The organism is Methylocystis borbori (assembly GCF_036576025.1).
GTDB classification, from domain to species: domain Bacteria; phylum Pseudomonadota; class Alphaproteobacteria; order Rhizobiales; family Beijerinckiaceae; genus Methylocystis; species Methylocystis borbori.
In genome coordinates this window covers 1-12,738 of sequence record NZ_JAZHYN010000037.1, presented here as the reverse complement: position 1 = coordinate 12,738, position 12,738 = coordinate 1, and the positions used below count along the sequence as shown (strand labels likewise).

The window sequence follows — 12,738 nt, the reverse complement described above, 5'->3', positions numbered from 1 at the left end:
GGGGGAGGGGCGCGCTTGACGCCCTTGCGGCCGCCGCGAGCCTTTCGTGGGGCGCGAGGCGTCAAAATGCGCAGCCCGCTTCAGCCGCGGATCGGCTCATTGCGGATAGCGGTCCGCATGAAGAAATAGAGTCCGATGAGGCCGGCGATGGAAAAGAGGATTTCGAGCGCGCGGCTGACGAGCGGATCGAGCTGGAACAGGCCGCCGAGCGCCCAGCCTGCGGCCCAGGAGGCGCCCACAAGCTCCGTGCCGACCAGGATCGCGACGGCGACGAGCGTCGACAAATGCAGGTAATTGATGGGCTTCTGGCTCATGACGCTGCTCTCCCGCTCACCCTAAAAAAGGCGGCGCAGCCCCGCCGCATTCGCGTCACGCCGTGCTATCGCAAAGGGCAAGGCATGGCAAGGCCGGCCCCCGCGGGACAGTGGGGCAGTTTGAGCTTCTGTTTTTGGCCCATAGCCGCCATTCCGAACCGGCTTGAAATACCGCTGTCATCAGGCGCGTGCGGCGTCGCCCAAAGAACTTAGAACCGCCTGCAGCGCCTCCCGGTTCTCCATTTCCTCATATGCATATCCGCACTCCAGCATGGCGTTTCTTGTCATCGTGCGCATCTTGCTCAAATTGCGCCGGGCCATCGTAGGAAACATGTGGTGCTCAATCTGGCTGTTAAGGCCGCCAGTCATCCAGTCAAGGAATATGGAGCTTGGCGTATTCCGGGTAGCTCTGGCCTGCCTATCGTAAAAGCCGCCGGCTTGGCTTGCGTCGTAAACTTCCATCCCGGTGTGGTTTAGGACGAAGACGATCCCGAGAATAAATCCGCCCAGAAGCTGCGCGCACAGAAACCAAACAGCTCCTGTCCAAGCCGGACCGGGCGTGAGGAATCCGGCGAGAGCGAGCCCGAAAATCCAGTGGGCCGCGCAAAGAGCCGCCTCCCCGAATTTCTTCTCGCGCACTGCGATATCGATGCTCTGCCAACTCCAATTGAAGCGGACGAGGGAAAGGAAGGGAAAAAACAATGGGACCTGCAAGCGCGGCATCGCCAATGAGAGAAGCTTGGCCCAAGCCGATTTTCTTGCTTTCGAATTATATTCGGCCAGAGCCTTGTCCCATACCAGCCAAGGCGCGGAATCGATGTCCCCGTCGATCGGCGTGAGGATTCCGCTGTCGCTCACCCGACATCCGTTGGGAAAAGCGTGATGCAACTCGTGTTTCTTGACCCACCACGTCGAACCATACCCTTGGAAAAGAGCCACTGCTCCAAGCATGAAACGCGGCTTCGCGTCGTTTCGCGGTCCCCAATGATTGTGAGCGATGTCGTGGCCAAGATATCCTGTTCGCGGATAGTGGATTGCGAGGAGAATGGCGCCGGCCACCGCCGCCGCGCCTCCGTTCGCCAGTAGGGTGAAGGCGAGAACAGGAAGCGCCGCCAGTTCGATACAGCGAAGCGCCTGTTCCCAGAGCGGGACGTTAAAGTAACCTTTTTTGCGCGCCAGAGCTTGGAGCGCCGTCATCCGCTGGGCCAGCCCTCTTGCATCCGGATTGCGCACGCCCTGAAATCCGGCAGCCGGTCCGAAAAATACACTCAATGTTTCCCCGCAGCGCCTCACTTGGCTTGTTCTTATTCTGCCGCCAAGGGTCATTCGACTATAGCTGGGCTTTTGTCAAACTTCCTCCCAAAGAACAGAAACAGCGGACGATAGAGACGATCTCATATCGCTTTTCGCCATTCTCAAGAATCTGCCTTCACTTTATGCTTTGAGAGGGCCGCCCCGCCTGGGCGCGGGCGATCAAGGCCGTCTCGACGGTTGTCAAAACGGAATGTCGTCGTCGAGTTCGTCGGAGAGCTTGCCGCCGGCCGGGACGGGGCGCCGCTCGCCGCCGCCGCGCTCCATCGGCGATGACCGGCCGAAGGAGCCGGCGTTCTGGCCATAGCCGCCGCCGCTTTCATAATCGCCTTCGCCGCGTCCGCCCTTGCTGTCGAGCAGCGTCAGCTCGCCGCGAAAGCGCTGCAGCACGACATCCGTCGCCTTGCGCTGATTGCCGTCCTTGTCGGTATATTCGCGCGTCTGCAACTGGCCTTCGAGATAGATTTTCGAGCCCTTGCGGCAATATTGCTCGGCGATCTTGCCCAGATTCTCGTTGAAGATCGAGATATTATGCCATTCGGTGCGATCCTTGCGCTCGCCCGTATTCTTGTCGCGCCAGGACTCGGTCGTCGCGAGCGAGAAGGAGACGACGCGATCGCCCGAGGGCAGGGTGCGCGTTTCCGGATCGCGGCCGAGATTGCCGATCAGGATCACCTTATTGACGCTGCCCGCCATGTCGCTCTCCACTTGCTTTACGCCGAGCACTCTAGTGCATTGGCGGGCGAAGGGGCGCGCCGACGCGCCTTGTCCACAGATGATGCGCCCTCGCCGCGCTTATGTTCTTTTTTTGTTCTAGCATCCGCCGCGGCGCGCCGCAAGCGGCGTCACGGCGTCGCGACGGCGGTTTCCACATCGGAGGGGTCGATCTTATGTGCGAGGCCCTCGGCGAGGCGGGCGCGGTCGAGTTCGCCCTCCCAATGGGCGACGACGATCGCGGCGACGCCATTGCCGATGAAATTGGTGAGCGCGCGGCATTCGCTCATGAATTTATCGACCCCGAGCACGAGCGACATGCCCGGCGCGAGCTGCGGATCGACGGCGGAGAGCGTCGCGGCCAGCGTAATGAAGCCCGCGCCGCTGACGCCGCTCGCGCCTTTGGAGGTGAGCATGGCGACGACGAGGATCGTCGCCTGCTGGGTCAGATCGAGTTCGACGCCCATGGCGCGGGCGATGAACAGCGTCGTCAGCGTCATATAGATATTCGTGCCGTCGAGATTGAAGGAATAGCCGGTCGGCACCACGAGCCCGACGACGGATTTGGAACAGCCGAGCCGCTGCAATTTTTCCATCAGCGCCGGCAGGGCGCTCTCCGACGACGACGTGCCGAGCACGATCAATAATTCATCGCGCAGATAGGCGAGAAAACGAAAAATATTGAAGCCGACGGCGCGCGCGATGAGGCCGAGGACAATCACGACGAAGAGCGCGGAAGTAAGATAGAAAGCGCCGATGAGCCCCGCGAGCGAGAGCAGCGCGGCGGAGCCATATTTCCCGACCGTATAGGCCATGGCCCCGAAGGCGCCGATCGGCGCGGCCTTCATCACGATGGCGATGACCCCGAACATGGCGCGGCCGATATCGTCGACGATGACGCGCAACGCGCGGCCGCGTTCGCCGAGAGTCAATAGCGCGAAGCCGAACAGGAGCGAGAACAGCAATACTTGCAGAATGTCGCCCTTGGCGAAAGCGCCGATGGCGCTGTCCGGAATGATGTCGAGCAGAAAATCGACGCCGCCGCGCTTCTCGGCCAGCGCCGTATATTTGGCGATCGCTTGCGGGTCCGGCTTGCCCGCGAACCCTGCGCCGATTTGCGAAAGATTGCCGACCAGCAGCCCAAGCGCGAGGGCGAAGGTCGAGACGATCTCGAAATAGACGAGCGCCTTGACGCCGACGCGGCCGACCTTGCGCGCGTCCTCTATATGGGCGACGCCCGACACCACCGTGCAGAAGATGATCGGGGCGATGGCCATTTTGATGAGCTTGACGAAGCCGTCGCCGAGCGCCTTCACGCCGTCTTGCGCGGCGGTCTCCGGCGCCAGCCAGCCGAACAGCGCGCCGAGCGCGATGGCTGCGAGCACCTGGACATAGAGGTGGCGGTAGAAGGGCTTCCTACGCCTCGCCTCGCCATCGCCCTTGCTTGCGTCGAGCGGCACTTCATGGCTCCTGAAAAGGGAATGACGTTCTACTCGAAGGCGAAAGGATTGACTACGACAAGCTCAAGATCGCCGAAATCGGCGACATTGCGCGTCGCGAGCGTCATGGCGTGCGCGGAGGCGACGCTCGCGACGATCGCGTCCATGACATTGAGCGGCTTGCCGAGCGTCTGCCGTTTCGCGCGCAGACGCGCGAAGGCATGCGCCGCGCGCTGGTCGAAAGGGAGTATGCGACCGGCGAATATCTCCTCCTCGATCGACTGACAGGCTCTGGTCAAAGCCTCCTTCTTGCGGCCGGATGGCAGCAGCGCAAGTCCGAAGCGCAATTCCGCTATGATAGGCGTTGCAAGATAGAAATCGATTTCAGCATGGGAATCCATCCATCCGCGAGCCTTTGCGTCGCCGGTCGGCTTCATCATTTCGGAGACGACATTCGTATCGAGGAGGATCATTCGAAATTCGGGGCAGGGCGTTCGCTCTTGTCGCGCGGCCGGATGAAGTCGTCCGTCCAATCCGCTTCCGCGACGAGGCTCTTGAGTTTCGTTCCAAGGCCGCCTTGGGAGCGCGCCTCGGCGAAGCGGGCGGACTGCCGCAAGGCGCGCTCAAGCAACGCCTTGATCTCGCTCGAAAGGCTCGTCTTATGCGCCTGCGCCAATTCCTCGATCTGGCGCTTGAGATCGGGCGGAACGTCGCGAAGGAGAATATTAGTCATGAGAGTTTCCCTTGGAGCGCATTTCCTGATGATATCATGATATCACCTTCGACGCGGGCGTTCAAAGCGCCCTCGGCCGCTCCAAGGGTCAATTTGTGGATTTGCGCCGCGCCGCATGGCATTTGCCTTGCTCGGCGCCTAAATAGGCGCTTCCCTTTTCTCCTTCCGGCCCTTCTGAATGGCGAGCATCAAGCAAAAGGACGCGCGTAAACACGTCTCCGCCGCGTCCGGCTCCCACGCCAGCGCGGACGCCAAAACCATCTCCATTCGCGGCGCGCGCGAGCATAATCTTAAGAACGTCGACCTCACCATCCCGCGCGATAAATTCGTCGTGTTCACGGGCCTGTCCGGCTCGGGCAAATCCTCGCTTGCTTTCGACACCATCTACGCCGAGGGCCAGCGCCGTTATGTTGAGTCGCTTTCCGCCTACGCCCGCCAGTTTCTGGAGATGATGCAAAAGCCTGACGTCGACCAGATCGACGGGCTCTCGCCGGCGATTTCCATCGAGCAGAAGACGACCTCGAAAAATCCGCGCTCCACCGTGGGCACGGTGACGGAGATTCACGACTATATGCGTCTGCTCTGGGCGCGCGTCGGCGTGCCCTATTCGCCGGCGACGGGCCTGCCGATCGAGAGCCAGACCGTTTCGCAAATGGTCGATCGCGTGCTGGCGCTTCCCGAAAATTCGCGTCTCTATCTGCTCGCGCCGGTCGTGCGCGGCCGCAAGGGCGAATATAAGAAGGAGATCGCCGATTATACGCGGCGCGGATTCCAGCGCCTCAAGATCGACGGCGCCTATTACGAGATCGGCGACGCGCCGGCGCTCGACAAGAAATTGAAGCATGACATCGACGTGGTCGTGGACCGCATCGTCGTGCGCCCGGACATCAGCGCCAGGCTCGCCGACAGTTTCGAGACGGCGCTGGAGCTCTCGAGCGGGCTTGCTGTCGTCGAATTCGCCGACGCGCCGAAAGGCGAGAGCCTTCTCCTCGCGCCGACGCAGCCGGCGGCCAATGTCTCGACGCATTATGCGCCGCATCACATTCTGTTCTCGTCCAAATTCGCCTGTCCGGTGTCGGGCTTCACCATTCCCGAAATCGAGCCGCGGCTCTTTTCCTTCAACAATCCTTTCGGCGCCTGTCCGGTCTGCGGCGGCATCGGCCATGAGCAGAAGGTGGACGCCGATCTCGTCGCGCCCAATCCGAAGCTGACGTTGCGCAAGGGCGCGATCGCCCCCTGGGCGCGCTCATCGTCGCCCTTTTATCTGCAGACGCTGGAGGCGCTCGGCAGGCATTATAAGTTCCGGCTGGATACGCCCTGGGAGACGCTCCCGGAAAAAGCCAGAAACGTCATTCTTTACGGCTCCGGCAATGAGGAAATCCGCTTCTCCTATGACGACGGCTTTCGCGCCTATGACGTAAAGAAGCCCTTCGAGGGCGTCGTCATCAATCTCGAACGGCGCTATCTCGAGACCGACAGCGAATGGGCGCGCGAGGAGATCGGCCGCTATATGTCGGCGACGCCCTGTCTCGCCTGCGACGGCTTTCGCTTGAAGCCCGAGGCGCTCGCGGTGAAGATCGCCGGCAAGCATATCGGCGAAGTATCGGAGCTTTCGGTTCGCGCCGCGCTCGACTGGTTTCGCGCGCTGCCCGATGCGCTCGACAAGAAGCGCAATGAGATCGCCCTTCGCATCTTGAAGGAGATACGCGACCGCCTGACCTTCCTCGTCGATGTCGGGCTCGACTATCTGACGCTTTCGCGCAATTCCGGTTCGCTGTCGGGCGGCGAGAGCCAGCGCATCCGTCTTGCTTCGCAGATCGGCTCGGGTCTGACCGGCGTTCTCTATGTGCTGGACGAGCCGTCGATCGGCCTGCATCAGCGCGACAACGACCGTCTGCTCGATACGCTGAGAAGGCTGCGCGATCTCGGCAATAGCGTCATCGTCGTCGAGCATGACGAGGACGCGATCCTCGCCGCCGATTATGTCGTCGATGTCGGGCCGGGCGCCGGCATCCATGGCGGCAAGATCATCGCGCAGGGCACGCCGCAGGAGATCATGGACAATCCCGCTTCGCTCACCGGCCAATATCTGACCGGCGAGAAGCAGGTGATCATGCGCCATAAATTGCGCAAGCCGACGGCGGGGAGATGGCTCAAGCTGACCGGCGCGCGCGGCAATAATCTCAAGAACGTTACGGCGCAAGTGCCGCTCGGACTCTTCAGCTGCATCACCGGCGTCTCGGGCGGCGGCAAGTCGACGCTCGTCATCGAGACGCTCTACAAGGCGATTGCGCGGCGGCTCGCCGGCGCGCATGAACATCCCGCGCCTTTCGACAACCTCGAAGGTCTGGAGCAGATCGACAAGATCATCGACATCGATCAGTCGCCGATCGGCCGCACGCCGCGCTCCAATCCCGCGACCTATACGGGCGCCTTCACCCCCATTCGCGAATGGTTCGCGGGACTTCCCGAAGCCAAGGCGCGCGGCTATGCGCCGGGACGCTTCTCCTTCAATGTGAAGGGCGGGCGCTGCGAGGCCTGCCAGGGCGACGGCGTCATCAAGATCGAGATGCACTTCCTGCCCGACGTCTATGTCACCTGCGACGTATGCAAGGGCAAGCGTTACGACCGCGAAACGCTGGAAGTGAAATATCGCGACAAATCCATCGCCGACGTGCTCAACATGACGGTCGAGGAGGCGGCGAGCCTCTTCAAGGCGGTCCCCTCCATCCGCGAGAAGATGGAGACCTTAAAGCGCGTCGGCCTCGACTATATCCATGTCGGCCAGCAGGCGACGACGCTATCGGGCGGCGAAGCGCAGCGCGTGAAGCTCGCCAAGGAATTGGCGCGCCGCTCGACCGGCCGCACGCTTTATATTCTCGACGAGCCGACGACCGGCCTGCATTTCCATGACGTGGCCAAGCTCCTCGAAGTGCTGCACGAACTCGTCGAGCAGGGCAATACGGTGGTGGTGATCGAGCATAATCTCGAAGTCATCAAGACGGCCGATTGGATCATCGACATGGGGCCCGAGGGCGGCGACGGCGGCGGCGAGATCGTCGCGGCGGGGCCGCCGTCGGAAATCGTCAAGGAGAAGCGCAGCCACACCGGGCGCTATCTCGCCGAAGCGATGGCGCGACGGCCCTCCGTCGAGCCGGAGCCGCAAGCGCCCAAGGCGAAAAAAGTTCGCGCCCGCTAAACGCAAGCCCCTCGCCTCACCTCTCCCGCCGGAGCGGGGAGAGGTGAGGGTCTTGGCGATTGGCCGAAAACGTAACGGCTTTGGGCTCAGTTCTTCAAAGGCGCCGGCCGCGCGTCGGGCTCCGCTTCCTTATCGGAAATCGGCGCTTCGCTCGCCGGCGTGGCTTCTTCGGCGCTCGCGCGCTTCTTGCCGGCCTCGATGATGTCGCGTTCCGGACGCGGCAGCACCGGCCCTTCCGGGAAGACGAAGCCGAGCGTCTTCGCGCCGCTGTCGTCGCCGACCACGACGACCCGCACCGCGCCGCCGTTCTTGAGGCGTCCGAACAGCACTTCGTCCGCGAGCGGCGTCTTGATGTGCTGGTGGATCACCCGCGACATCGGCCGCGCGCCCATCGCTTCGTCATAGCCATGTTCGACGAGCCAGCTCCGCGCCTCGTCGGTCAGTTCGATCGTGATGTTGCGGTCGGCGAGCTGCGCTTCGAGCTGCATGATGAATTTGTCGACGACGCGCTTGATGACCTCGACCGGCAGATGGCCGAAGGGCACGATCGCGTCGAGCCGGTTGCGGAACTCCGGCGCGAAGAGCCGATTGATCGCCTCGCTGTCGTCGAGATCCTTGCGCGAGCGGGTGAAGCCGATCGGCGTGCGTGCGAGATCTTGCGCGCCCGCATTGGTCGTCATGATGAGAATGACGTTGCGGAAGTCGATCGTCTTGCCGTTGTGGTCGGTCAGCTTGCCGTGATCCATCACCTGCAGGAGGATGTTGTAGAGATCGGGATGCGCCTTCTCGATCTCGTCGAGCAGCAGCACGCAATGCGGATGCTGGTCGATGGCGTCGGTCAAGAGGCCGCCCTGATCGAAGCCGACATAGCCGGGAGGCGCGCCGATGAGCCGGCTCACCGTGTGGCGCTCCATATATTCCGACATGTCGAAGCGCACGAGTTCGATGCCGAGCGAGGTCGAGAGCTGGCGCGCCGCCTCGGTCTTGCCGACGCCGGTCGGGCCCGAAAAGAGATAGCAGCCGATGGGCTTCTCGTGATCGCGCAAGCCCGCGCGCGCGAGCTTGATCGCCGAGGTGAGCGCGGTGATCGCCTTGTCCTGCCCATAGACGACGCGGCGCAGCGTCTCGTCGAGATGGGCGAGCACTTCCGAATCGTCCTTGGAGACGGTCTTCGGCGGAATGCGCGCCATCGTCGCGATCGTCGTTTCGATCTCCTTGAGGCCGATCGTCTTCTTGCGCTTGTTCTCCGACAGCAGCATCTGCGCGGCGCCGGTCTCGTCGATCACGTCGATCGCCTTGTCGGGCAGCTTGCGGTCGTGAATGTAGCGGGCCGAGAGCTCCACCGCCGCCTTCAGCGCGTCATTGGTGTAGCGGATCTTGTGAAACTCTTCGAAGTAGGGCTTGAGGCCCTTCATGATTTCGATCGCGTCGGGGATCGAGGGCTCGTTCACGTCGATTTTCTGGAAGCGGCGGACGAGCGCGCGGTCCTTTTCGAAATATTGGCGATATTCCTTATAGGTGGTCGAGCCGATGCAGCGCAGCACGCCCTGCGCCAGGGCGGGTTTTAAGAGATTTGAGGCGTCCATCGCGCCGCCGGAGGTCGCGCCCGCGCCGATCACCGTATGGATCTCGTCGATGAAGAGAATGGCGTTCTTATGGGTCTCGATCTCCTTGACGACCTGCTTTAAGCGCTCCTCGAAATCGCCGCGATAGCGCGTGCCGGCGAGGAGGGCGCCCATGTCGAGCGCGAAGACCGTGGCGCCCGAAAGCACCTCCGGCACCTCGCCCTGGACGATCTTGCGCGCGAGCCCTTCGGCGATCGCGGTCTTGCCGACGCCGGGATCGCCGACAAGCAGCGGATTGTTCTTCTGCCGACGGCACAGAACCTGGATCGTGCGCAACACTTCCGGCTCGCGGCCGATCAGCGGATCGATGCGGCCGTCGCGCGCCTTTTTGTTCAGATTGACGCAATAGGCTTCGAGCGCGCCTTCCTTCTTGCGGCTGTCGCTGTCGCGTCCGTCGCGCGCGTCGCCGCGCTCCCCGTCCTCGTCGACGCCGCGCGGCGTGCGGCTCGCGTCGGACAGGCCCGGCCGCTTGGCGATGCCGTGGCTGATGAAATTGACCGCGTCATAGCGCGTCATGTCCTGCTCCTGCAGGAAATACACGGCGTGGCTCTCGCGCTCGGCGAAGAGCGCGACGAGCACATTGGCGCCGCTCACGTCCTCGCGCCCGGAAGACTGCACGCTGATGATCGCGCGCTGCACGACGCGCTGGAAGCCCGCCGTCGGCTTGCATTCGTCGGCGTCCTCGTTGATCAGATTGTCGAGTTCGCGGTCGATGTAGTCGCGCAGATTCTTGGTGAGCAGGTCGAGGTCGACCGAGCAGGCGCGCAGGACCGCCGAGGCGTCGACATCCTCGACGAGACTGAGCAGCAGATGCTCGAGCGTCGCATATTCGTGATGGCGCTCGCGGGCGGAGGCGAGCGCGCGGTCGAGGGTCTGCTTCAGGTTGCGCGAGAAGGTCGGCATGCGCTCACGTCCTATTTCTTTTCCATGATGCATTGCAGGGGATGCTGATGCTTCCTCGCAAAATCCATCACTTGGGTGACTTTGGTTTCGGCCACTTCATAGGTGTAGACGCCGCATTCGCCGACGCCATGGTTGTGAACGTGGAGCATGATGCGCGTGGCCTCCTCCACGGATTTGTTGAAATATTTGCGGAGCACGATGACCACGAATTCCTGTGTGGTGTAGTCGTCGTTCAGCAGCAGCACCCGATACATGTTCGGCTTGCGCGTCTGCGGACGCGTCCGGGTGACGAGCGCGGTCCCTGCGCCGGCGCCGCCGTCCCCGCCCTTGCGGGGCTCCTTGCCCGCGCGCGGCGGCGTGGGGGAAATCGCCGCCTGAATATGAGTCATAGGCTCCGCCGCCACGTCCTTACCCCTTTGATCCTTTCCATTTAGGTCGCAGTCTGGAGTTCTTTTAGAGTTCGCCTCGCAGATTCTGGGCCAGTTCCATGGACGGGAAATCAACGACATTGACAGTTTTGAGCTTTCGCCGCGCCTTGGCAAGAGGGACGCGACGCCCGGATGCGCAGGTCGCCCGGGCCGCCGTCAACCATTAATTTACCATATGATGCTACGGGAGCGGAGCGGCTATCCATCCTGCTGATCGCGAAAAAATGCGCCATCCCGACGAACATCGCCTCGGAGCCGATTCCCGCGTCGGCCTGCCTCCCGGCGTGTGGAGCCTTGCGGCCTTTTCCATCGCCGTCTGCCTATTCAGCGTGCTGGGCGCGAAGCTGCTCTCCGCCATGTTTGACGGGAATGACGCGCCGCCCCTCGCTTTTCTTGGACAGGACAGCGAAGTAGAGATGCGTCGCCTTGCCGGCTCGGCGCCACAAGCGCAGGCGCCGCAGGCCGCGAAAATCTTGCGCGGCGGCGCCCGCATCGACGCCGCGACGACCGCGACCATTGCGCAAAAGCCGACGGTCGGACAGGCGCTCGCCCCTTGCGGCGATGCGCCCAAATAATAGACTGGAAACATCGGACTATTATTTTTTAGGCGAATTCTTGCGCCGGCTCTCTGTCGCGCGCATATACTCATTGACAATTCGCCAATTGCTCGTAAAGCATTGCGTGGCTATCGCCCGCGCTTCTTTGCGGCGGATCGTCGGCGGGCCGGTTAGGCGTCGCGGCGATGACGACGCCTCCTCTCTAACATTCTCGCGCGCTTCTCACACGGCTGGCGCGCAGCAGCGCTCCGCATTTGAAAGCCGTAACTCAGGATAATTGATGACATTCGACGAATTGGGCCTTTCCCAAAAGGTTCTCGCGGCCGTGCAAACCTCCGGCTATACGACTCCCACGCCGATCCAGGCGCAGGCCATTCCCCCCGCTTTGCAGGGGCGCGATATTCTTGGCATCGCCCAGACGGGCACCGGCAAGACCGCCGCCTTCACGCTTCCCATGCTGAGCCGTCTCGAAAGCGGCCGCGCCCGCGCCCGAATGCCGCGCACGCTCATTCTGGAGCCGACCCGCGAACTCGCCGCGCAAGTCGAGGAAAGCTTCGCCAAATACGGCAAGAATCACCGGCTGAACGTGGCGCTGTTGATCGGCGGCGTCGCCTTCGGCGACCAGGAAGCCAAGATCATGCGCGGCGCCGACGTGCTGATCGCGACGCCGGGCCGGCTTCTCGATTTCTTCGATCGCGGCAAGCTGCTGCTCACGGGCATTGAAATCCTCGTCATCGACGAAGCGGACCGCATGCTGGACATGGGTTTCATTCCCGATATCGAGCGCGTCTGCAAGCTCGTGCCCTTCACCCGCCAGACGCTCTTCTTCTCGGCGACCATGCCGCCCGAGATTACGCGGCTGACCGAAGCCTTTCTGCATAATCCCGTGCGCATCGAGGTGGCGCGCGCCGCCACCACGGCCTCCACCATCCGCCAGGTGCTCGTCGCCTCGCGCGGCCACGCCGACAAGCGGGAAACTCTGCGCAACCTCATTCGCGGCGCGGAGAACTTCAAGAACGCGATCATCTTCTGCAACCGCAAGCGCGATGTGGCGGTCCTTCACCGCTCGTTGCTCAAGCACGGCTTTTCGACCGGCGCGCTGCATGGCGACATGGACCAGCTGGCGCGCATGGCCTCGCTCGACGCTTTCAAGAATGGCGAGGTCTCGCTCATCGTCTGCTCGGACGTCGCGGCGCGCGGACTGGACATTCCCGATGTGAGCCATGTGTTCAATTTCGACGTCCCGACCCATAGCGAGGACTATGTCCATCGCATCGGCCGCACCGGCCGGGCGGGGCGTTCCGGCGTCGCGATCACGCTCGTCACCGAGGAGGACGCCAAATATGTCGATCAGATTCAGAGTCTGATCGGCAAGGCGATCGCCTGGGAGGGGCCGGGCTTCAATGATCTGCCGCCGCCTATGGAGACGAGCCGCCCGCATGAGCGCCATGACCGCCGCGGCGAAGAGCGCGGCGCGCGGCGCGGGCGCGGCCGCAGACCCTCAAGCGCCGAGCG

11 protein-coding genes are annotated in these 12,738 nt (G+C 62.7%); 3 read left to right on the top strand and 8 right to left on the bottom strand.

Going from position 1 to position 12,738, the window contains the following annotated elements:
* Positions 1-80: 80 nt before the first annotated feature.
* From V3H18_RS12195 to V3H18_RS12170, 6 genes are all read right to left on the bottom strand, one after another.
* Entirely contained in the window at positions 81-314 is a 234-nt protein-coding gene (locus tag V3H18_RS12195; protein ID WP_332082343.1) for a hypothetical protein, read from the bottom strand.
* 180 nt (positions 315-494) lie between these two features.
* Positions 495-1,586, bottom strand: a complete 1,092-nt coding sequence (locus V3H18_RS12190) for a fatty acid desaturase (protein ID WP_332082342.1) — start codon at positions 1,584-1,586, stop codon at positions 495-497.
* Between the two features lie 222 nt (positions 1,587-1,808).
* Entirely contained in the window at positions 1,809-2,321 is a 513-nt protein-coding gene (gene ssb, locus V3H18_RS12185; RefSeq protein WP_332082341.1) for a single-stranded DNA-binding protein, read from the bottom strand.
* 149 nt (positions 2,322-2,470) lie between these two features.
* Complete coding sequence (locus tag V3H18_RS12180) at positions 2,471-3,799, bottom strand: dicarboxylate/amino acid:cation symporter (protein WP_332082340.1); 1,329 nt, start codon at positions 3,797-3,799, stop codon at positions 2,471-2,473.
* Positions 3,800-3,828: 29 nt separating this feature from the next.
* A complete protein-coding gene (locus V3H18_RS12175) occupies positions 3,829-4,251 on the bottom strand; it encodes a type II toxin-antitoxin system VapC family toxin (protein ID WP_332082338.1) in 423 nt (140 codons plus the stop codon).
* Positions 4,248-4,511: a FitA-like ribbon-helix-helix domain-containing protein gene (locus V3H18_RS12170; protein WP_332082337.1), complete on the bottom strand. Its 264-nt coding sequence runs from the start codon at positions 4,509-4,511 to the stop codon at positions 4,248-4,250. Before V3H18_RS12170 ends, V3H18_RS12175 begins: the two co-directional genes overlap by 4 nt.
* Before the next feature lie 178 nt (positions 4,512-4,689).
* Here V3H18_RS12170 and uvrA point away from each other — a divergent pair, with 178 nt between their 5' ends.
* On the top strand, positions 4,690-7,710 hold the full coding sequence (gene uvrA, locus V3H18_RS12165; protein WP_332082336.1) for an excinuclease ABC subunit UvrA: 3,021 nt from the start codon (positions 4,690-4,692) through the stop codon (positions 7,708-7,710).
* Between the two features lie 86 nt (positions 7,711-7,796).
* Here the strand turns inward: uvrA and clpA are convergent, their stop codons facing one another.
* Both clpA and clpS read right to left on the bottom strand, forming a co-directional pair.
* Positions 7,797-10,238 (bottom strand): ATP-dependent Clp protease ATP-binding subunit ClpA, encoded by a 2,442-nt coding sequence (gene clpA / locus V3H18_RS12160; protein ID WP_332082335.1) that lies wholly within the window; start codon positions 10,236-10,238, stop codon positions 7,797-7,799.
* An 11-nt stretch (positions 10,239-10,249) separates the two neighbouring features.
* Complete coding sequence (clpS, locus tag V3H18_RS12155) at positions 10,250-10,627, bottom strand: ATP-dependent Clp protease adapter ClpS (protein ID WP_332082334.1); 378 nt, start codon at positions 10,625-10,627, stop codon at positions 10,250-10,252.
* A 263-nt stretch (positions 10,628-10,890) separates the two neighbouring features.
* Between clpS and V3H18_RS12150 the strand changes: the two genes are divergently transcribed.
* On the top strand, positions 10,891-11,241 hold the full coding sequence (locus V3H18_RS12150) for a hypothetical protein (RefSeq protein ID WP_332082333.1): 351 nt from the start codon (positions 10,891-10,893) through the stop codon (positions 11,239-11,241).
* A 262-nt stretch (positions 11,242-11,503) separates the two neighbouring features.
* A partial coding sequence (locus V3H18_RS12145; protein ID WP_332082332.1) for a DEAD/DEAH box helicase occupies positions 11,504-12,738 on the top strand: 1,235 nt, incomplete at its 3' end.